This window comes from uncultured Rhodospira sp. (assembly GCF_937138205.1).
Taxonomy (GTDB): Bacteria; Pseudomonadota; Alphaproteobacteria; order Rhodospirillales; family Rhodospirillaceae; genus Rhodospira.
Map to the genome: position 1 here is coordinate 36,644 of NZ_CAKZOT010000045.1, position 20,347 is coordinate 56,990.

18 protein-coding genes are annotated in these 20,347 nt (G+C 70.0%); 9 read left to right on the forward strand and 9 right to left on the reverse strand.

Features of this window, described 5'->3' with window-relative positions:
- Window positions 1-62 precede the first annotated feature (62 nt).
- The 4 genes from Q0309_RS05325 to Q0309_RS05340 form a co-directional block, all read right to left on the reverse strand.
- Entirely contained in the window at window positions 63-1,592 is a 1,530-nt protein-coding gene (locus Q0309_RS05325; protein ID WP_299438218.1) for a RodZ domain-containing protein, read from the reverse strand.
- Between the two features lie 189 nt (window positions 1,593-1,781).
- Window positions 1,782-4,046 carry a phosphoenolpyruvate--protein phosphotransferase gene (gene ptsP / locus Q0309_RS05330; protein WP_299438220.1) on the reverse strand — a complete coding sequence of 755 codons (2,265 nt, stop codon included), beginning with the start codon at window positions 4,044-4,046 and terminating at the stop codon, window positions 1,782-1,784.
- Window positions 4,046-5,131, reverse strand: coding sequence for a nitronate monooxygenase (locus Q0309_RS05335; protein WP_299438222.1), 1,086 nt, complete (start codon window positions 5,129-5,131; stop codon window positions 4,046-4,048). The genes ptsP and Q0309_RS05335 overlap by 1 nt, the downstream gene beginning before the upstream one ends.
- Before the next feature lie 68 nt (window positions 5,132-5,199).
- Window positions 5,200-6,432 carry an aspartate kinase gene (locus Q0309_RS05340; RefSeq protein WP_299438224.1) on the reverse strand — a complete coding sequence of 411 codons (1,233 nt, stop codon included), beginning with the start codon at window positions 6,430-6,432 and terminating at the stop codon, window positions 5,200-5,202.
- 271 nt (window positions 6,433-6,703) lie between these two features.
- Between Q0309_RS05340 and ubiG the strand changes: the two genes are divergently transcribed.
- From ubiG to Q0309_RS05350, 3 genes are all read left to right on the forward strand, one after another.
- Window positions 6,704-7,462 carry a bifunctional 2-polyprenyl-6-hydroxyphenol methylase/3-demethylubiquinol 3-O-methyltransferase UbiG gene (gene ubiG / locus Q0309_RS05345; protein WP_299438226.1) on the forward strand — a complete coding sequence of 253 codons (759 nt, stop codon included), beginning with the start codon at window positions 6,704-6,706 and terminating at the stop codon, window positions 7,460-7,462.
- A 94-nt stretch (window positions 7,463-7,556) separates the two neighbouring features.
- A complete protein-coding gene (locus Q0309_RS18585) occupies window positions 7,557-7,847 on the forward strand; it encodes a BrnT family toxin (protein ID WP_366940567.1) in 291 nt (96 codons plus the stop codon).
- On the forward strand, window positions 7,816-8,070 hold the full coding sequence (locus Q0309_RS05350; protein ID WP_299438228.1) for a hypothetical protein: 255 nt from the start codon (window positions 7,816-7,818) through the stop codon (window positions 8,068-8,070). Before Q0309_RS18585 ends, Q0309_RS05350 begins: the two co-directional genes overlap by 32 nt.
- Before the next feature lie 225 nt (window positions 8,071-8,295).
- On the opposite strand, the gene Q0309_RS05355 is transcribed toward Q0309_RS05350, so the two are convergent.
- Together Q0309_RS05355 and Q0309_RS05360 are read right to left on the reverse strand one after the other, a co-directional pair.
- Entirely contained in the window at window positions 8,296-9,789 is a 1,494-nt protein-coding gene (locus Q0309_RS05355; protein ID WP_299438230.1) for an aldehyde dehydrogenase family protein, read from the reverse strand.
- 161 nt (window positions 9,790-9,950) lie between these two features.
- Window positions 9,951-10,628 carry a GntR family transcriptional regulator gene (locus tag Q0309_RS05360; RefSeq protein ID WP_299438232.1) on the reverse strand — a complete coding sequence of 226 codons (678 nt, stop codon included), beginning with the start codon at window positions 10,626-10,628 and terminating at the stop codon, window positions 9,951-9,953.
- Window positions 10,629-10,865: 237 nt separating this feature from the next.
- Between Q0309_RS05360 and Q0309_RS05365 the strand changes: the two genes are divergently transcribed.
- From Q0309_RS05365 to Q0309_RS05380, 4 genes are all read left to right on the forward strand, one after another.
- Window positions 10,866-11,756 (forward strand): alpha/beta hydrolase, encoded by an 891-nt coding sequence (locus tag Q0309_RS05365; RefSeq protein WP_299438234.1) that lies wholly within the window; start codon window positions 10,866-10,868, stop codon window positions 11,754-11,756.
- 20 nt (window positions 11,757-11,776) lie between these two features.
- Entirely contained in the window at window positions 11,777-11,986 is a 210-nt protein-coding gene (locus tag Q0309_RS05370) for a DUF4169 family protein (protein WP_299438236.1), read from the forward strand.
- Window positions 11,987-12,089: 103 nt separating this feature from the next.
- Window positions 12,090-12,368 (forward strand): hypothetical protein, encoded by a 279-nt coding sequence (locus Q0309_RS05375; protein WP_299438238.1) that lies wholly within the window; start codon window positions 12,090-12,092, stop codon window positions 12,366-12,368.
- On the forward strand, window positions 12,365-12,880 hold the full coding sequence (locus Q0309_RS05380) for a DUF2141 domain-containing protein (protein WP_299438240.1): 516 nt from the start codon (window positions 12,365-12,367) through the stop codon (window positions 12,878-12,880). Before Q0309_RS05375 ends, Q0309_RS05380 begins: the two co-directional genes overlap by 4 nt.
- 42 nt (window positions 12,881-12,922) lie before the next feature.
- Here Q0309_RS05380 and Q0309_RS05385 read toward each other — a convergent pair whose 3' ends face one another.
- From Q0309_RS05385 to Q0309_RS05395, 3 genes are all read right to left on the reverse strand, one after another.
- Window positions 12,923-15,730 (reverse strand): ATP-binding protein, encoded by a 2,808-nt coding sequence (locus Q0309_RS05385; protein ID WP_299438242.1) that lies wholly within the window; start codon window positions 15,728-15,730, stop codon window positions 12,923-12,925.
- Window positions 15,727-16,371 carry a biliverdin-producing heme oxygenase gene (locus Q0309_RS05390; protein ID WP_299438244.1) on the reverse strand — a complete coding sequence of 215 codons (645 nt, stop codon included), beginning with the start codon at window positions 16,369-16,371 and terminating at the stop codon, window positions 15,727-15,729. The genes Q0309_RS05385 and Q0309_RS05390 overlap by 4 nt, the downstream gene beginning before the upstream one ends.
- A 123-nt stretch (window positions 16,372-16,494) precedes the next feature.
- On the reverse strand, window positions 16,495-17,205 hold the full coding sequence (locus tag Q0309_RS05395; protein WP_299438246.1) for a cytochrome b/b6 domain-containing protein: 711 nt from the start codon (window positions 17,203-17,205) through the stop codon (window positions 16,495-16,497).
- Between the two features lie 253 nt (window positions 17,206-17,458).
- Between Q0309_RS05395 and Q0309_RS05400 the strand changes: the two genes are divergently transcribed.
- Together Q0309_RS05400 and Q0309_RS05405 are read left to right on the forward strand one after the other, a co-directional pair.
- Window positions 17,459-18,733 (forward strand): Ig-like domain-containing protein, encoded by a 1,275-nt coding sequence (locus Q0309_RS05400; RefSeq protein ID WP_299438248.1) that lies wholly within the window; start codon window positions 17,459-17,461, stop codon window positions 18,731-18,733.
- A gap of 9 nt (window positions 18,734-18,742) precedes the next feature.
- Window positions 18,743-20,299, forward strand: a complete 1,557-nt coding sequence (locus Q0309_RS05405; protein ID WP_299438250.1) for a hypothetical protein — start codon at window positions 18,743-18,745, stop codon at window positions 20,297-20,299.
- Window positions 20,300-20,347 lie beyond the last annotated feature (48 nt).

Below are 20,347 nucleotides of genomic sequence, written 5' to 3' on the forward strand. Positions count from 1 at the left end.
CGGGCCGGTCCGGAGCGGACCGCCCGCGCGTTTCAGCCCCTGGTATAAGGGGTTCGTGGGCCTTAGTTCAAGCTGCCCGGGGACAGCCGCACGCCGTTGCGCGGCACCCCGACCGGCCCCAGGTTGCGCACCCGCCGGCCGTCCACGTAGACCTCAAGCCCGCCGGCGTTGCTGGTGTTGAGCGTATAGCCGCCATCGGTCGGCACCGCGTAGGTATCGCCGCGCCGCAGCAGCCGGCGCACCACCAGGTCGCCGCCCTTGCGCACCTGGATCCAGGAATCGCGGTTGGCGCGCAGCACGATGCGGGAGCCGTTGGCGACCGATTGAACCTCGGACGGCGCGGCGCGGCCGATGTAGGCGGGTGTCGGCTCCTCTTCCGGTTCGGCGGGCTCTTCCGTCTCCGGTTCGGCCGGCGGCTCCGGCGCCTCCGCTGTCTCCGCCGTCTCGGTCTCGGGAATGGCCGGTGCGGCCGCCTCCGGGGTTTCGGGCGCCTCGGCCGGTTCAGCCGCGTCGCCATCCCCCGCCTCGTCGGCGCCGTCGGTAACGGGTTCGGTGGGTGCGACGTCCTCGTCCGCCACACCTTCATCCGCCACGCCTTCATCCGGCGCGGCCTCGTCCGGCGCGACTGCGTCGGGCGCCTCGGCCGGTTGCGGGTCCTCGGCGTCTTCGGGACCCGGCGCGGTCGCCGCCTCCTCGGCTGGCGGTGCGGTCTCTTCCGCCTCTTCGGTCTCATCGACCGCCGCCACGTCGGGGGTCGCCGGTTCCGTCGGCGTAGTCACGTCGTCCGGCGCGGGCGCGTCGTCATCGGCCGGAGCGGTTTCTTCCGCGGCCGTTGCCGCCGGGTCTTGGGCTGGAGGCGTGGTGGGAGAGGTGGGATTCAGCGCCGCCAATCCGTCGCCGGCCGGCGCCCCCTCATCGGCCGCGCCCCCGTCCTCCGCGCCGCCGTCCGCCGCGTCGACGGTATCGGTTGCGGTGTCGACCGGAGCGGCGTCCGGGGTCTCGGCTGTCGGTTCGGTCGTTTCGGTGGGGTCCGCGCGCTCGGCGGGCTCGGGCGACGTCTCTTGCTCCGCCTGCCCCGTCGCGGGTCCCGCGCCGTCATCCCCTTCCATCAGGCTCGCCAGCCGGTCGGGAATCGCCGGGATCAGCTCGGCCATCGACGTGTTGTTGGTCGACATCCAGTACCAGCCGCCGTAGGCGAGGCTGGCCACGGCCAGCAGCACCAGCAGCAGGGCCCCGGCCGGCAGGCGGCCACTGTTGGCGGGCGCTGGAAAGTCCAGGTGGTCGGCCGGCTTGGCACCCTGCGGCTCGTTCTTGTAGCGACGGATGATCTCCTCGGCGTCCAGCCCGAGGTATTCGGCGTAGGCCCGGATGAATCCCGTGACATAGGTGGCGCCGGGCAGGTCGTCGAACCGGCCGTCCTCAATGGCGAGCAGGTGGTGATAGCGGATGCGAAGATCGTCAGCGACGATCCGCAGGTCCTGCCCGAGCCGCAAGCGCGTTTCCTGCAATAAGGTGCCGACATGCGCCGCCGGGATATACCCCTCGTGAGGATGCCGCCGTTCCGCCGTATTGGCCAAGGTTGTCGTCCTCATCACCTGATCGCGTGGTCCGCTCGCGTCATCCGCCGGAAAGGTCGCGGCGGTCGTCCGCCCCTGTGGGTGCGTGGCCGGCACGCAAACCAATGCCCTGACATATACCCTACCTTATCGAAGGACGAAACGGCTTTCCAGGTCCCTCACGAAGGCAGGAAAGAACCCGCGTTACAACACGTTATGAAGCGTTTACGAGATTGTGATGGCATGATCCCGGGCGAACGACGCCAGCGCCCGGCGGGGGTGCGCGGCCGATCGGTCGATCAACGCCTGGACGTAGGTGGTCACCGTGCGGCTGTCCATCGACCGCAGCATCTGCTTGACCGGCCCGATCCCTTGCGCGGCCATTGACAGGCGGCGATATCCCAGGCCGATCAAGGCCATGGCCTCCAACGGGCGGCCGGCCATCTCGCCGCAGATGGTGACGGGCTTGCCGGCCGCGTCGCACTGTTCGCGCACGTCCCGCAGCATCCGCAGCACCGGCACCGACAGCACGTCGTACCGCGACGAGACGCGCGGATTGCCGCGATCGGTGGCGAACAGGAACTGCAGCAGGTCGTTGCTGCCGACAGAGACGAAATCGGCCGCCCGCAGCAGGGCCGGAAACTGGTACAGGAGTGCCGGCACCTCCAGCATGGTGCCGACCCAGATCTCGCTGGGCAGATCGCCGGCGCGGGACAGTTCCCGCGCCACCTCGGCATCCACCAGGCGCCGCGCCTGGTCGAATTCCGCCACGTCGGCGATCATCGGAAACATGACGCGAAGCTCCCGCCCGGCGCTGGCCCTGAGCAATGCCCGAAGCTGACTGCGCAGCACCGCCGGCCGGTCCATCGTGATGCGGATGGAGCGCCACCCCATCGCCGGGTTGTCCTCGCCATCGTTGCTCCAGTACGGCAGCAGCTTGTCGCCGCCGACGTCCAGCGTGCGGAACACCACGGGTCGATCCCCGGCCTGATCGAGGATCTTCTGGTACAGCAGCGTCTGCGTGGGCACGTCGGGCAGGCTGGGCCGCGTCATGAACGGCAGTTCGGTCCGGTAGAGCCCAACGCCCATGGCCCCGGTGTCGTCCAGGTGGCTCATGTCCATCAGCAGGCCCGCGTTCATCATGACAGTGACGGCCTCGCCGTCGCGGGTCTCGAACGGTAGGTCGCGTTCGGCCAGATACGCCTGCTTGCGGGCCTGCCGCGTGGCGACGCTGTGCAGGAAGATCTCGCGGACATCGTCGCTCGGCCGCACGAACACCTGCGCGTTGTCGGCATCGAGCGCCAGGGCATCGAACGGCGCGATGCGCGAAAAGGCGCCTGCCAGGCGGCCGATGACCGGGATATCGAGCGCCCGCGCCACGATCACGGCGTGCATGGTGGGGGCGCCTTCTTCCATCAGCACGCCGCGCACGGTGCCGCGCGGGTAGTCCAGCAGCTCCGCCGGACCGAGGGAACGGCAGATCAAGACCGCGTCCTCGGGCAACTGCCCCTGCGCTGAGGTCGGCCCGTGGCCCGTCAGGTGCAGCAGCAGCCGGTTGGCCAGGTCCTCCAGGTCGTGCAGGCGCTCGCGAATGTAGGGGTCGTTGGCCTGCGACAGCCGCACCTTCATGTCGTCGTCGACACGGCGCACCGCCGCCTCGGCGGTCAGGCCGGAGCGGATGGCGTCGCTGATGCGCGAGACCCACCCGGCGTCGTCGGCGAACATGCGGTAGGCTTCCAGGATCTCCCGGTAGTCGCCGGACAGGTCGATGTGGCTGTGGATCAGATCGTCGATGGACCGCCGCAAGGCCTGCAACGCCTCACGCAGGCGGGCCAGCTCGGCGTCCGGGTCCTCGCAGATCAGCCGCTCGATATGCACCTTGGGGCGGTGGTAGACCGCCGTCCCCAGGGCAGCCCCGGGGTTGAGGCACAGCCCCTCCATGCGGAAGGGCAGCACGGCATTGCCGGCCACCGGCGCCAGTTCGTCGCGCGAGATCAGTTCGGTCCCGGCCAGCAGCTCGGACAGCACCATGGCCACCGTTTCCAGGGCCTCGATCTCGATGTCCTTGTACGGGCGCCGATCGCGGTTCTGCACCGCCAGCACGCCAATGACCTGTCCGCCCCGGATCATGGGCACGCCCATCAGCGAGGCGTACACGTCCTCCCCGGTCTCGGGTCGGTACACAAAGCCCGGATGGTCCCACGCATTGGGGGCGTTGAGCGGCCGGGCGCGGGCGGCGATCTCGCCGACCAGGCCCTCGCCGACGCGCAACCGGGTGACGTGGACGGCGTCCTGCGAAAGGCCCTGTGTGGCGAACAGCTCCAGCACCTCGCCGGCGCGCATGACATAGCACGAGCAGACGTCGGAACTTGTCTCCTCGGCGATCAGCCGCACCGTACGGTCGAGTCGCTCCTGGGCCGTGCCGCCGCCGGCCATGTACTCCCGCAAGCGCCCCAGCAGGCGCCGACCGGTGGAATCGGGCAACGGCATCAGGGAACCGGTTCGGGCGCCACCGCCCGGTCCGTGGCCGCCGCCGGCGCGGCGGTCGCCTGACCGCGTGCGGTCAGGGCCGCTTCCGCCTGGGCGATCAGGGTGTCGATGATCACCTGGGTCGGCTGCTCCTCCTTGACCAGGCCGACGCTCTGCCCGGCCATCAGCGAGCCGCTCTCGATGTCGCCGTCGATGACGGCGCGACGCAACGCACCGGCCCAGAAATGCTCGATCTCCAGTTGCGCGCTCTTCTGGTCGATCTCACCGGCCTGAAAGCGGGCGATGACGGCGCGTTGGGTCTCCATGAAGGCCTCGGTGCCCTTGTTGCGCAGGGCACGCACCGGGATGACGGGAAAGCGCGGGTCGACCTGCACCGTCGGCACGGCGTCGCGGGCGTTGGCCTTGATGAAGGCGGCCTTGAAGTTCGGGTGGGCGATGCTTTCGGTGGCGCACACGAAGTGGGTGCCGAGTTGCACGCCGGACGCGCCCATCTCCAGATACGACAGGATGGCCTCGCCGCGGCCGATGCCGCCGGCCACGAACACCGGCACCGCCGCGCCCACCTCGGGCAGGATTTCCTGCGCCAGAACGCTGGTGGAGACGGGGCCGATATGGCCGCCGGCCTCGGCGCCCTCGATGATCAGGCCGTCCACGCCCAGCTTGACCAGCTTGCGCGCCAGCGCCATGGCGGGGGCGAAGCACAGGACGCGCGCGCCGCCGTCCTTCAGGCGGCGTATGGCGGTCCCCGAGGGCAGACCGCCGGCGAGGACCACATGGCCCACCTGTAGGCCCCGGCAGACGTCCATCAGCGCGTCCAGGTCCGGGTGCATGGTGATGAGGTTGACCCCGAACGGGCGCGCGGTCAGTGCCTGGGTGGCCTCGATCTCGGCCGCCAGCAAGTCCGGCCCCATGGAGCCGCAGGCCAGCACGCCAAAGCCGCCGGCATTCGAGATCGCCGAGACCAGATGCCGCTCCGACACCCACGACATGGCCCCGCCCATGATGGCGGTATCGGTGCCGAGCAGGGCGCGGCCGCGCGCCCACAGGCGGTCGAGGTGCTGGCGGGGAGTCTCGGTGGTGGTCATGGCGGTCGGGTCCGGCGGCTGGGGTCGGGCGAAACGGGCTCAATCGGGGAACGCGAGAGCGAGCCGGCTCAGGCGGCGTCAAGGCCATAGGCGGTGTGCAGGGCGCGCACCGCCAGCTCGGTGTATTCCTCGGCGATCAGGACGCTGATCTTGATCTCGGAGGTGGTGATCACCTGGATGTTGATCCCGCGCTCGGCCAGCGCCTTGAACATGGTCTGGGCGACGCCGGCGTGGCTGCGCATTCCGACGCCGATCACCGACACCTTGACCACGCCGTCGTTGGCCGTCAGGGCCTTATAGCCCAGTTCGTCCTGGCGGGCTTCCAGCAGCTTGACGGCCTTGTTCAGGTCCCCGGTCGGGACCGTGAATGTCAGGTCGGTGGACTGGCCGTCGTCCGAGACGTTCTGGACGATCATGTCCACGTTGATATTGCCCTCGGCCAGCGGGCCGAAGATGCGCGCCGCCACGCCGGGCAGGTCGGAGACCTTGGACAACGTGACCTTCGCCTCGTCGCGGCTGTAGGTGATGCCGCTGACAACTTCCTTTTCCACGATCTCATCCTCGCCGCAAACCAGGGTTCCGGGAACGGTCCAGTACTCGGGCCAGCTATGCCGCACCTGCACCCGGACATTGTGCTTCATGGCCATTTCGACAGACCGGGTCTGCAACACCTTGGCCCCCAGCGAGGCCATTTCCAGCATCTCCTCGTAGGTGATGCGGCCCAGCTTGCGCGCCTTGGGCACGATGCGCGGATCGGTGGTGTAGACGCCCTCGACGTCTGTGTAAATGTCGCAGCGGTCCGCGCCCAGGGCCGCCGCCAGCGCCACCGCCGAGGTATCCGAGCCGCCCCGGCCCAGCGTCGTGACGCGGTTGTCGGTCTCACCAATGCCTTGGAAGCCGGCCACCACCGCCACCTGGCCCTGGTCCATCCGCTGGATCAAGGTCTGGGTGTTGATGTCCAGGATGCGCGCGCGGCCGTGGGCGACGTCGGTGCGCACCGGGATCTGCCAGCCCATCCACGAGCGGGCCTCGATTCCCAGGTCCTGCAAGGCGATCGACAGCAGGCCGATGGTTACCTGTTCGCCGGTCGAGACCACCACGTCGTATTCGCGGGCGTCGTGCATGGGCGAAACCTCGCGGCACAGGCCCACCAGCCGGTTGGTGTCGCCGGACATGGCGGAGACGACCACCGCCACCTGGTTGCCGGCCTCGGCCTCCTCGGCGACGCGGCGGGCCACGGTCTTGATGCGCTCGACGCTGCCGACCGAGGTGCCGCCGAACTTCATCACGATGCGCGCCATGGCCGGCCTGTCCCTTTGCCTCAGAAATCCCTATGTCCGAGTCCGCGCGCCGGCGCGACTCCCCGGGTCCGGCGGTTCCGCGATGCCCGGCTGCCCAGCCCGGCCGCCCAGCCGGATGCCATGGGGCGATCCGGTTGCCGCCGCCGCCGGTTCCCTGTAAACGGACGCGTGTCGGGGGCGCGGGCGCGGTCTTCATACCCGCTCGCCCTGTGCGAGGCAAGGCCGCGCGCAGCCCGACCGAAGGGTCCTATTGCCAGTCCGGAGACTCACCATGAATGTTGACAGCGCCTCTCGCCCTGCCAGTTCCGCGCTTGACGACGAGGTGGCCAAGTTCGCCGCCATGGCCGAGACGTGGTGGGATCCGGAAGGCCCGTTCAAGCCGCTGCACACCTTCAATCCGAAGCGGCTGGCCTACATCCGCGACCGTGCCGTCGACCGTTTCGGCCGCGACATTGGCCAGCGCCACCCGTTCGCCGGCCTCAGCCTGCTGGACATCGGCAGCGGCGGCGGCCTGCTGTGCGAGCCCATGGCGCGCCTGGGGTTCGATGTCACGGGCATCGATGCCACCGAAAAGAACACCAAGATCGCCGCCGTGCACGCCGAACAGTCCGGACTCGACATCACTTATCGCCCCGTTACACCGGAGGTGCTGGAGGCCGAGGGGCTGGCCTTCGACGTCGTGCTGACGATGGAGGTGGTCGAGCACGTGGCCGACGTGGATGCTTTCCTGATGAGTTGTGGCGCGCTGGTCAAGCCCGGCGGCCTGCTGATCGGCGCCACGATCAACCGCACCATGAAGGCCTTCGCGTTGGCCAAGGTGGGGGCCGAATACGTGCTGCGCTGGCTGCCCCGGGGCACGCACGACTGGCGCAAGTTCGTGCGCCCGTCCGAGTTCGCCGGCGGCCTGCGCGCCGGCGGCCTGACGGTCGACAACCTGGTGGGCATGTCGTTCAGCCCGCTGACCGGCGACTGGGCGCTGAGCCGCGACCTGGACGTCAACTACATGATCGCCGCGCACAAGCCGGGGTGAGGGTTTTTGCGGGCGCGGATCGTCTTTTTTAGGCGCCATCATTGTTTGAGTGGGCGCTGTCCCAATCCAGCAACCCGTTGCGGGGCGGCGTGTTGTGACCCACTTCGAATGGGATGAGCGAAAGGACCGAGCCAACCGCCTGAAGCATGGTGTCGGTTTCCAGGACGCGACTCTCGCTTTTCTTGATCCGCAACGGCTTGTGTTTGAGGATCATGGTCATAGCGCTGACGAGCGTCGGATGTTCTGTCTTGGGTTGGTCGACGGGCGGGTGTTGACGGTCAGATTCACGAAGCGGGATGGTAGCATCCGTATTTTCGGAGCCGGTTACTGGCGCAAAGGCCGGAGGCTGTACCATGAGTGGCAAGAACGACGGGGCTTACACTGAAGACCTGGGCGAGATGGACGGAATCGGGCCGGCACCCACCACCGATGACCTGCCGTCACCCGAAGAGCTTGCGGCGCACGCCAGTGGGGTCAGGATTACGGCCTCGGTTTCACCACCGACCCATGCCGCGCTAAAGGCCGAAGCCGCGCGCCTGGGTGTTCCGATTGGGGCCGTTCTGGCGGCGCTCGCCGACGCCTGGGCTGGCGGACGCCATCACGACTGAAGCGGGGCCGTTTGGGGCGCGCCCTTTGGCGACAGGGCAGGTGGAGAGGCTCGGCCGCGACCTGGACGTCAACGACATGATCGCCGCGCACAAGCCGGGGTGAGGCCGGCGGGTTGTCGGGTGGGCTCGCCCCGAAGGGGCAGCCCACCGCGTACAGGTGTTCTACGAAGACAGTCCCATGAGTGGCACTGAAGGCTCGCCGTTTCGGGCTGCGCCCGCCCACACTCACCCCATGTTGAAGATGATGGTCTTCTTGTGCGTGAAGTGCTCCAGCATGGATTCCAGCGAGGCTTCCTTGCCCAGGCCGGAGTTCTTGACGCCCCCATAGGACAGGTTCGGCTGCACCACCAGGTTCTGGTTGACCTGGACGAAGCCGGCCTCCAGGCGGTGGGTGGCGTCCAGCGCGGTCTTCAGGTCGCTGGTCCAGATGGTGGCGGCGAGGCCATATTCGCTGTCGTTGGCCTTGGCCAGCACGTCCTCGTAGTCGCTGAACTTGAACACGCAGACCACGGGGCCGAACACCTCTTCCTTGGCCGGCGCCGCGTCGGGCGAGACGTCGGTGAAGATGACCGGCTGCAGGAACAGGCCCTTCGACAGCGCCGCGTCCTCCGGCATCTTGGAGCAGGTGATGCAGGTGGCGCCGGCCTTCTTCCCGGCCTCGATGAAGCCCTGAACCTTCTCCAACTGCTGCGGCGAAATGATGGTGCCGATGTCGGTGGCCTCGTCGAGCGGATCGCCCATCACCATGGCATCGACCCGTGCGCGCACCTTCTCGACGAACGCGTCGTGGACCGACTCGTGCACATAGATGCGCGACGAGGCGGTGCAGCTCTGCCCCTGGCGGGTGAAACGCATTCCGGTGATGGCGCCGTCGACGGCGCGGTCGATGTCGGCGTCGCCCATGACGATCATCGGGCTCTTGCCGCCCAGTTCCAGCGTGGCCGGGATCAGGCGGTCGGCGGCGGCGCGCGAGACGATGCGCCCGGTTTCCACCGAGCCGGTGAAGCTGACCTTGGCCACCTTGGGATGGGCGACCAGCGGCCCGCCGCACTCTGGACCAAAGCCGGAGAGCATGTTGGCGCAGCCGGCCGGCAGGATCTCGTTCATGATCTGCATGACGCGCAGCACGGTCAGCGGCGCCTCTTCCGCCGACTTGACCACCACCGTGTTGCCGGCCACCAGGGCGGGCGCGATCTTCATGGCCATCAGCAACAAGGGAACGTTCCACGGAATGATCGCGCCGACCACACCGAGCGGCTCACGCACCGTCACCGTCATCATGTTGGGGTTGAAGGGCACGGTCTCGCCCTTCAGTTCCGAGCCCAAGCCGCCGAAGAACACGAACATGTCGGCCAGCACCGAGGCCTCGACGCGGCTTTCCGTGCGCAGGGCCTTGCCCGTCTCCAGCGCGATCAGCTTGCCCAGTTCGTCCACATGCTCGGCCAGACGCGCGCCGCACTGGGCCACCAGCTTGCCGCGCTGGCGCGCCGGCGTCTTTTTCCACTCGGCCTGGGCGCGGGCGGCGGCGGCCACGGCGCGGTCCACGTCGGCGGCGTCGCCGTCGGCGGCGTGGCCGATGACGGCGCCGGTGGCCGGATTGATCACCTCGAAGGTGCGGCCGGAGGCGGCGGCGACGAACTGGCCGTCGATCAGGTGGTGGCCGCTGAGCCCCTGGGCCAGGGCGAACGGGTCGGTCTGCGGCGCGGTGCTGACGGTCATGACGGGTCCCTCCCAAGGACGCGCGCCGGTTCGGGTGGCGCGCTTTTGCATGGCGATGGCATGGCCCGGACGCGCGCGGCACGGCGCCCGCGCGACCAAGCGTGACCGCCACTGATGCCATGGGCTCGGATGGGGTTCAAGCCGGCGTGGCGCCCATCGTCCTATTCATCCGGGGGAAGGGAGAGGGCCTCGGCGAACATGTCCCCGACGGCCGACACATGCCGGTGCATGATCTCGGCCGCGGCGTCGGCGTCGCCGTTGACGATGGCCCGGGCCACCGACCAGTGATCGGCCTGTGCCTCCGCCACGAAACCGGGCGGCGCGGTGCTGTAGCGGCTGTAGGCCTGGAAGCGGCCGCAGAGTGCAGAGGCCAACTCGATCAGGACCGCGTTGTGTGATCCGGCGTGAATGGCATCGTGGAACCGTCCGTTGGCCGCGATGAAAGCCTCATCGCCCTGGTTCTCCACTACTGCGCGCTCGCAGTCATCGCAGGCTTCAAGCATCACCCGCCGCTCTGACGGGGTCATGTGGCGCGCGGACAGGCGGGCGCACAGGCTTTCCAGGTCCGCCATGACCACAATAAGCTCAAACAGCCGGGGCAGCGACAGGCGCGCCACAACGGCGCCCTGGCGCGGGCGCAGGTCCACCAGCCCGGACGTGGACAGTTGGCGCAGCGCTTCCCGCACCGGGGTCCGGGAGACGGCGAACCGCCGGGCCAGCGACGCCTCGTCCAGCCGGCGCCCCGGCGGCAGGCGGCCGTCAAGGATCTCGTCTTCAAGGGCCGCGCGGACCCGGCCGGTCCGGGTGGAGTCCTGTTGGTCTGCCTTGTCCGTATCCATGCCGCCTCGGCCTCCTGTCGACGCGCGCCCCGCACACGTCCGACCCGGCGGCGTCGTCCGCTACCCATGCGAACGAACGCGCCGCCAATCACCGTTAACGTACATATCCCCGGCAAGAATGCAATCATCTAGCGTGATCGAGGGCGCCAGGACGCAATCCGGCCGCACCCGGCATTGGACCGGCCCCCGCCAACCCGGTTACACTGCCGCCGGGCAGATCGAAGAAGGGGTTCCACCATGAGTGATGCCAGCGCCTCGGACGCGATTGTCCGCCATGTGCTCTGTGCTCGCCCCGAGGGCCTGAAGCGCATGGCGTATCGCCAGTGGGGCCCGCCGCACGGTGACGCGCCCGCCGTGATCTGCGTGCACGGCCTGAGCCGCAACGCGCACGACTTCGACCACCTGGGCGCGGCCCTCGCCGAGGCCGGCCGCCGGTCCCTGGCCCCGGATGTTCTCGGACGCGGCGAGAGCGAGTGGCTGACCGATTCGTCCGGCTACCAACTGCCGTACTACATTGGCGACATGACGCCCCTGATCGGGCGGGCGACGGCCCCGAAGGACATGGATCAGGTCGACTGGGTCGGCACCTCCATGGGCGGGCTGATCGCCATGCTGTTGGCCGCCAGCCCGGTCAGTCCCATCCGCCGGCTGGTTCTCAACGACATCGGCCCGTTCATCCCCAAGGCAGCCCTGGAGCGCATCGCCGAATACACCACGGCGCCGGAGCCGACGTTCGCCTCGCCGGAGGAGGCGGAGGCCCACTACCGCGAGATTCACGCCGACTTCGGCCCCATGACCGATCGCGACTGGGCCGACCTGACCCGCCACTCGATCGTACAGCGCGAGGACGGCCCGGGGTGGCTGCGCCACCACGACCCCGGGATCGGCGACCCGATGAAAGGCCAGGAGCAGGCCGACACCGACCTGTGGGGACTCTGGGGCCTGATCCGGTGTCCGGTGCTCGTCCTGCGCGGGGTACGCTCGGATGTGCTGACGCAGGAGACGGCGGCCCAGATGGCCGAACGGCATCCGGACTGCACGGTGCACGAGGTGCCCGACGTCGGCCACGCGCCGATGTTCACCACACCCGAGATCAACCGCCTTGTGGTCGATTTTCTGTCGGGCTGAGGCCAGTTTCCGGAGGTCGCATGGCCGAGATCGTCAACCTGCGCCGCGCCCGCAAACAGCGCCAACGGGCCGAGAAGGACGCGACGGCCCAGGCCAATCGGGTCCACTTCGGGCAGACGAAAGAGGCTCGCCGGCGCGATACCATGACGCGCGAGCAACAGCGGCGCGCGCACGACGGGCACCGCCTGGAGGCGGAGTCCCGCCCGTCCGCGCCCGGCGAGGAGCCATGAGCGGGCGGCGTCCCCTGGACTTGCGGTCCCGCCGGCCTATATGGGGCGGACCGTCGCGCCCGGCCCTGGGCGCTTGCGACGATATCAGGAGGATTCGGAGGCCATGGCCCCGTCGGACGAGCCCGAAAAGGGGGAGTTGATCCCGCCACCCAAACGCGCCGGACTGCGGTCGCGCGCGCCGCGTCCCCCCGGTGGGCGGGAGGAGCCGCGCCAGCCCCCCAATCTGGTCTGCCAGCGCTGCGGCGCCGAGTTCGCCTGGGACCGGGCCGAGAAACCGGGCAGCCCCGAGGTGGCCTGGGCGGCCCGTCTGGTGAAGAGTTCCGAGAAATGCGACTGCGGTTACGGGCAGCGCACCCCTACGGGACGCGGTCCCCATCCATGACGGCTCCTGCTCCGGTCAGGCGGCGCCCGGCCATGGTGGCCGTCGGGGCCGCCGGTCTGCTCGCCCTGATGATGGTCTTCGGTCTCGGTTCTGGGCCGAGTCACGGCGCCGAAACCTCCGCCCGCGCCGGCGGCCCGGAAACGGCGGTTCTCTCGCTGACCGTCACCAACCTGGCCAGCGGCCAGGGCACTGTCTACGTCGCCATTTATGACCGGGCTGACCGGTTCCTTGATCCCGAGGCCAAACGAGCCGCCGCGCAGGTCTCCGCCCGCCAGGGGCAGGTCACGATCCGCGTTCCGGGTCTGCCGCCGGGTCGCTATGCCGTCGCGGCCTATCACGACGAGAACGACAACGGCCGCTTCGACCAGGGCCTGCTCGGGGTTCCACTGGAGGGCTTCGGGTTCACGCGTGATCCGGCCGTCGTGCCGACGCGACCGTCCTTCGACGACGCCGCCATCCCGGTCACCGCCCCGGAGACGCGCCAGACCTTGCGGATGCGCTACGCGCTGTAGGCGCCGACGGCTTGATCGTTCAAAGGACTACCCCGCAAAGGACTACCCCGACGGCGGGTTGTCGCGGTCCACCACCCGGTGGCGGGGCAGGGTGACGTTGACCGTGGTGCCGGTGCCCGGGTTGCTGGTGACGGTGACGGCGCCGCCGTGCAGGTCCACCAACGCCCGGGCCAGCGCAAGGCCCAGGCCGCGTTTCGGCACCATGGTGCCGGTGTCGCGCGCCAGGGTCGGATCAAGGGGACGGCGCAGGGCCATCAGATCCTCCTCGCCGAGCCCCAGGCCGGTGTCGCTGACCGAAAGCCGGGGTTCGCCACTGCGATCCATGACCAGCCGAACCATCACCATGCCGCCGGCCGGGCTGGCGCGCAGCGCCGCCGTGATCAGCGTCAGGAAGGCATGGCGCAGGGCGTCCCGATCGCCATGGACCATGATCCGCTCGTTCGGCAGGTGCCAATCCCAAGAGGTGTCGTGGTGGCGGTGCGACTCCTGTACCGAACGGCACAGGTCGCCGACCATCACGGTCAGGTCGAACACCGAGGAGTCGGTGTGCTCGCCGCCGCGCTCCAGGCGGGTCATGTCGAGCGTTTCGTTCAGCAGATCGAGCAGGTCGCCGCTGAGGTCTCGGATCTTGCCCGCATACTCCCGGTAGCGGTCGGTCCGGACCGGTCCGGTGCTCTGGTCGAGGGTTTCGGCGAAGCTTTCGATGGCATGGAGGGGGTCGCGCAATTCGCGTGCAAGCTGCGCCAGGAACTCCGTGCGCCCCCGTGCTCGGGCCAGGGCCTGCTGGCGGGCGGCGCCGAGCGCGCGCTGAGTCCGGTACAGATGCGTCACATCGTCAAAGGTATAGATGACCCACGCCCGCTCATCGTCCTTGCGCGCGTCCGATCCCGTCCGCGCGACGGAAAACAGGCCGCGCCGTAGCACGCGCAAGGTTCGGTGCCCGTCCTTGCCCGACCACCATTCGACCTCCTTGGTCTGGCCGAGCGGCAGGGCGGCGATGCTCCCCGGCAGGCCCATGGCGGTCAGCACCTCGCGCACCGGGCGCCCGCCGACGTCTCCGGTGTCCACATCGAAGTGGGTGCGAAAGGCTTGGTTGGCGGCCACGGCGATGTCCTCGCCGCCATTGCGCGCCCAGGGCACGGCCAGCAGGGCGCCGTTGTCGACCAGGTCCAGGCCCTCAAGCAGCGCCTCGGTGCGCATCTCGAAGCGGGCGAACAGGTCGTCCATCGCCGCTGTCAGCGTGGCCGCCGCCGCCGCCGGGATCGGGTCGGGGCGGCCGTCGCCGTCCACGTCCAAGCCCTCATCCGGGCCGCGCAACAGCATCTCGGCCGCGCCACGAATCAGGTCGAGTGTCCAGGGCTCCCACGGGCGGGCCTGGCCCTTCACCCCCTGCCGCCAAAGGTTGAAGGATTTGCGCGGCGATAGCCGGTTGGACGCGCGGTCGACCTCGACCGGTTTGTTGGGGTCACCGCCCCAGTGCACCTCGTGTTCCACTTCGTCGCGGAAGCAGATCAGGGCGACGGAATGATCGGCGCCGGGGAAGGCCACCAGCGCGCCGTGGCTGTTGGCCAGGGGCAGGCCCTCGAACGCCGGGTCGGCCGAGAGTTCGTGCGAGGCAAAGATGCCGTCCTCGGCTTGGCGCCATGCGACGTCCAGAAAGGGGCCGATGGCGTCGCCGGGGGGCGTGTTGCCGATGGACGCCGTGCGTCCCTGCACGTGGATGGTCACGCCGTCGCATCGGATCACGTCGCTGAGGCGCGGAGTGCCGAAGAACAGCGCGTCGACGATGCCGAACCGGTCGTCGGCACGGGACCGGCTCATGGTCAGGAAACGGTGGATTCGCCGGGACTGGCGGTCACTCTGCAGACTGAGGATGTCGGCGATGCGATCCGACACGCGGCCGACGATGCGCGCCGCCGCCTCGCGCTGGTGCCAGGGCACGATTTTGGGGGTCATGTGGTGGCAGGCGATGAGGCCCCACAAGGCGCCGTCGACGATCAGCGACGCCACCATGGTCGCGCCGACGCCCATGTTGCGCAGGTATTCAATGTGGTAGGAGGACACACTGCGCAACGTCGCGTGGCCCAGGTCGAGGGGTGGTTCATCGGCCACGGACGAGGCCCGCACCATGGGCGCGGGTGTGGCCCCCACGTCGACGATCACGCGCAGGCGGTTGTCGAGATACAGGCGGCGCGCTTGAGAGGGGATGTCGGACGCCGGGTAGCGCAGCCCCAGATACGGCGTCAGGTCGGGATGGCAGACCTCGGCCACCACCTCACCGGACCAGTCGGGGTGGAACTTGTAGGCCATCACCCGGTCGTAGTCGGTCAGGCCGGCGATGGCGTTCACGGTCTGGTCCAGGAACAGATAGAGGTTCTCGTTCTCCCGCATACTGGGCTCGGCCACCGCCTCGGCGGCGTAGGTCTGCTCGGCGGCGTCCTCGTCGTTCTCGGCGACCGGTTCCAGCTCCACGATCAGGCGCGGTTGGCGGCTCTGGTCCGCGCGGTGGGCCGTCGCGCGCAACCGCCCCGCGGACCCGCCACGCGCCAGCGGGCGCGCATAGACTCCGGCCGGCGGCACGGGCTCCGCCCGGTGGGGGAGAGCCTGGAGGCACTTCAACGCGTTCACGGCGAGCGCGTCCAGAATGGTGTCGATCGGGCGCCCCAGCAGGGACTCGGCGGACTCACCCAGGATGGAGTCGGTGTTGGCGCTGGCGGAGAGCACCGTCAGGGGGTGACGGCCCAGCACCAGAATGCAGCCATGCGGCTGAACGAGCTCCAACAGGTGGATCGGCTCATTCTCGCATTCACTCAGATCGACCGTGGGCAGGTCGGCGGCGGAGTCGGTCATGGGGCCTCGTCGAACCAGTGGGCCAGCACCGCGAAGCCCTGCGTGGCGGCGTCCAGGGCGGCGGCGGCGCGGGCCTCGTCGTCGCGCCCCTGGGCGTCGATGAACGCGCCGACGCGCCGCCAGTGGGCGCTGAGATCGAGTCCGGGCGATCCCAGGAACCGCGTCGCGCCGGCGATCTCGGCCGGCAGTGCCTCGGCGAGCTGTCGGGCCATGGTCCGCCCGCCCAACCGCGAACCCTCGGTGATGTAGAGGAGGCCAAGGGCCGCGCCCTCGCCCGTGGGCAGGGCGGGCACACTCGGCGCGGCCGGCGTCGGCGGGGCCTGAATGCCGGCGGTGTCCAGGTCCGCGAGGTCCTGCGCCAGGTTCGGCCGGCGAGACTGGCGCCGGAATCCCTGGCTTTCGAACCAGGGGTCGGCCGCGATCAGCACCTGACTCTCGACCGTTTCCAGGAACGCATCAAAGCGTTCGAGGATGAACCGGTAGCGCGCCGGGTCGGGCGTCTCCGCCTGCAGCGTGGCCAGCCCCGGGGCCACGTGCAGGGCCTCGTGCGGTTCACGGGTGGCGACGCGCAGGCGTGCCATCAGGGAGGGATCGGTCAAACCGGCGTCGGCGTGGTCGGCGCGCACAGCGGGAGAGCCCATGATACAACCCTTCATCCAGACAACGGCAAAACCCGAGACTCCTAGCAGGTTGGGGTGTCACGCGCCATGCCGTCGCGCACCGGGACGCCCTCTATACGGCGGCAATCATAACCCCGCTCACTGCTACGTCATCGCGTACAGTCCCCCGGCCACCGCCACCGCGACGGCCGCGACCCCGGCTGCGACGAGCGGACTGGCCATCCTCGGCGCCCGCTCTGCTTTTTCCGCCGGCAACGTCTTCCAACCGGTAACCATGGCGTTGATCAGGTTTTCCCGCTTGATCAGCAGATAGGCAAGGGCGGCCACGATGTGTAGGGTGACCAGGGCCAGCAGAGCGTTGAACAGCAACGACTTATGCAAGCTGGTCAGCGCCTCGGACGTGCCGCTGTCGACCAGCGGGGCCAGTGGTCCCTCGACGAAGGCGTAGGTCATCTCGCTGGCGAACAGCCCGGTGCCGGCCTGCACGGCCACCACGACCATCAACAGCAGCACCATGACCGCGCCGGCTGGGTTGTGCCCGACGCTGTACTCCGGTTCGGACCCGAACATCCGCCGGGCGTAGCGCAGGACCGCGCCGGGACCGCGCACGAAATCCCTGAACCGCGCGGTCTGGCTGCCCAGAACGCCCCAGAGCACGCGGAAGACGATCAGGCCCACGACCACGTGACCGGAGATGAAGTGGACCGTGAAATTCCCTTCCTCGCCGCTCCACCAGGAGATCGCGAGGGCGGCCACCAGGGCCCAGTGGAACAGGCGCACGGGCAGGTCCCAGACCTTCACCGGGCGCTTGGGTTGCTCCGCGTCGTGTTCGGCGGTGGTCAAGGGCGTGGTCATGGCGGCGGTCCTCCAACTCATCGTGTGGTGTGTGGGGGCGCGGACGCTGCGACGCACGGTATCGAGGGCGTGACGCGGTTTGTCCAGCGAAACAGCAGCGGCGGGGGATGCGGCGCGTGCCGCGCGCTGTTGCCAGCGCGCCCGCCGACCGTCAGAGTCGGGCGCGGGCGCGGCGGGCCGGCCATGGTCACACAGCGCCCAGACTCAAGCCGGTGCGGTGCATCGGCCCAGTCTGCCACGGGGAGGCAGTACCATGAGCGAGCGTGTCCTGTGGAGCCTTGTGATCGCGGCCTGCGTGCTGGCCGTCGCGATCCTGTCGTGGCACCTCGTGACCGGGTCCGACGGCCCGTCCCGCCAGGCGGAGGCGCCACCGCCGGCCGAGACGGTGCCCCCGCCGGCGGCACCCTCGACCACCGGGGATCAGCGTCTCGATCGGGTGATGGAGGAGGCGCGCGAGACCCTCTCGGTCGTTGACGCGCCGGATGGACCGGAAGCGGAGGCCACGGCGCCGGGCGCGGAAACGTCGCCGCCGGCGGTCACCGCCGAGGCGCCCGCGCCCTCGGATCAGGTGGCCGCCGTCGCGCCCCGGGTGCGCGCCAGTGGCGCGCCGTCCGATCCGGCGGCGCCGCGCTTCGACGTGGTGCGCGTCGAGGCCGACGGCAGCGCCGTCATGGCCGGCCGTGCCGAACCGGGCGCGCGGGTCAGCATTCTCGACGCCGGATCGGCCATCGGCGAGGTCACTGCCGATGCGCGCGGCGAGTGGGTGTTCGTGCCCGACGCCCCGCTGGCGGCGGGGGACCGCGAGCTGTCGCTGGTGGCCCGTGCGGACGGGGCGGGCACGGCGGTTACAGGGTCGGGTCTCACCGCCTCCGCCGGGGGCGGAACGGGGGGGGCGCGTCGGTCGGAACGCGTGGTGGTCCTGTCGGTGCCGGGGGCCGATCGCGAGGGGCCGGTGATCGCGCTGGAGGCGCCGCGCGAGGGCGGCGCGGCGGCCCGGCTGCTGCAGGGGCCGGCGCCGCCGGACGTTGCCGGGGAGTTGCGGCTGTCGCGTGTCGACTATGCGAGCGGCGGCGCGCTGTCGCTGTCCGGTACCGCCGCGCCCGGGGCGACCGTCCAGCTCTACGTCGACAACCAACCGCTGGCGCGGGTCGAGGCCGACGCCCAGGGAACCTGGACGGCCACCCCCGGGGCGGCCGATCTAGAGGACAAGGTCTATACGCTGCGCGTCGACGAGGTGGCGGCCGACGGCGCGGTCGAGCAGCGAGTGGAGCTGCCGTTTCGCCACACCAACCTTGTCGCCGACGCGGCGGCGGGCGGCGAGACCATGGTGGTTGTGCAGCCGGGAAACAACCTGTGGCGTGTGGCTCGCGCCGTGTACGGCCAGGGGATCGATTACACCATCATCTATGAGGCCAACACCGACCAGATCCGCGATCCGGATCTGATCTACCCTGGGCAGGTGTTCCGCATTCCCCTGGACCAGGCCGGCGCGGCGGACGACGCCGCCGCCTTGCCGGCCGCCGAGTAGGGCTGGGTCATGGTCTCGCGCCGTCCCATTCGCGTCTTTCATCCCCGACCGTCCGGCGTGCCGGGAACCGCCGCCCTGGACGATCTGGTTCTGATCACGGTCGAGGCGCTGAAGGACCTTGGCCACGACGTCAGCCGCGTGACAGACGCCGGCCAGACGGACGCGGAGGCCCTGACCATCCTCATCGGCGGCCACATGTTGGATGGGCGCGCCCTCGACGCGCTGCCGCCCGAGGTGGTGGTCTACAATGCCCTGCCGGTGCGGACGGGCGGGCCTGGCGGGCTGGCGGGGCGGTTTCCGGACTACGCCCGCCTTCTCGCCCGCAACCCGGTGTGGGACGTCAGCGGCGCGTCGGGCGAGACCCTGCTGCGGGCCAGCGGCCGTGATCCGCAAAGCGTGCAGCACGTCCCGCCCGGGTGGGTGCCGGCCCTGGGGCGCTGTCCGCCGGCGCGCGCTCACGACATCGGCCTGCTGTTCATCGGCCCCATGGACCGGGCGCGCTGGCGCCTGATGGCCGAACTGGAGGCCCAGGGCATGGACGTGCGTCATGTGTCCGAAGTGGGTGGCCAGAAGCGCGACGCCCTGGTGGCCCGCGCGCAGATGGTGCTGGAACTGGCGCCGCTGGACGAGCAGCCGCCGGAGCCGACCCGCCTGGTCTATCTGCTGGCCAACCGCAAGGTGGTGCTGGCCGAGGCGACGCCCGACCTGGAGGCCGATGTCGCGTTACGCGGCGGTCTCCGGCTGGCGGCCTTCGAGGACCTGCCGCGCGCCTGCCTGCGTCTGGCGCACGACGTGGACAGCCGCCACGCCCTGGAACAGCGCGGGCTGGACGCGGTGCGCCGGCGCGACGCCGCGACGATTCTCAAGCGGGCGCTGGCGCGGTTGCCGGCGGACCTGACGGCGCCGGTGCGGACTACCATGGCGAAGCCGGCGGCGGCCGACCGGCTGGCCGAAGCGCCCGCGCCCGATCCCGATCCGCCTCCGGAAGCCCCACCCGGGCCGGCGCCGACCGTGCTCAATCTCGACGGGGGTCGCAATCCGGTCGTGGACGCCCTAAATCTCGCCCTGCCGGGCCTGCCGGTGCCGGGCGATGCGGCACCGCCGGACCTCGTCGCCGATCCCTGCGACCCGACCCTCGTCGGCCGGGTCTTCGACACCGACCGGTTCGGGCTGCTGACCCTGGCGCCGGGCGGGCTGACGCGCATCCTGGCGCCCTGGGTGCCGGCGCGGGTGGCGGACCTGACGGCGCTCATGACCACGTGCCTGACCCTGCTGGCCGAAAATGGGATCATGGAAATCCTCGTCCCCTATGACCTGTCGCACGGCGCCTGGGCCGACCCGGCCAACCGGCGGGCCTTCAACGAGCATTCGTTCACGGCCTTCACCGACGGCCACGCGGCCATCGGCTGGACCGAGGCGCGGTTCCACCTGGAAAGCCTGGAATTCGCCTTCACCGCCCTGGGCGAACGCCTGGAGGCCGAGGGAACGCCGGTCGAGACCATCCTGGCCACACCGCGCGCGGTGGATGCCATGCGCCTGGTGCTGCGCAAGCGGGTGGTGGCATAGGCGCGGGCAGTTCGGGTACAAGTCACGCGCGCCATCGGCGCCAATCCA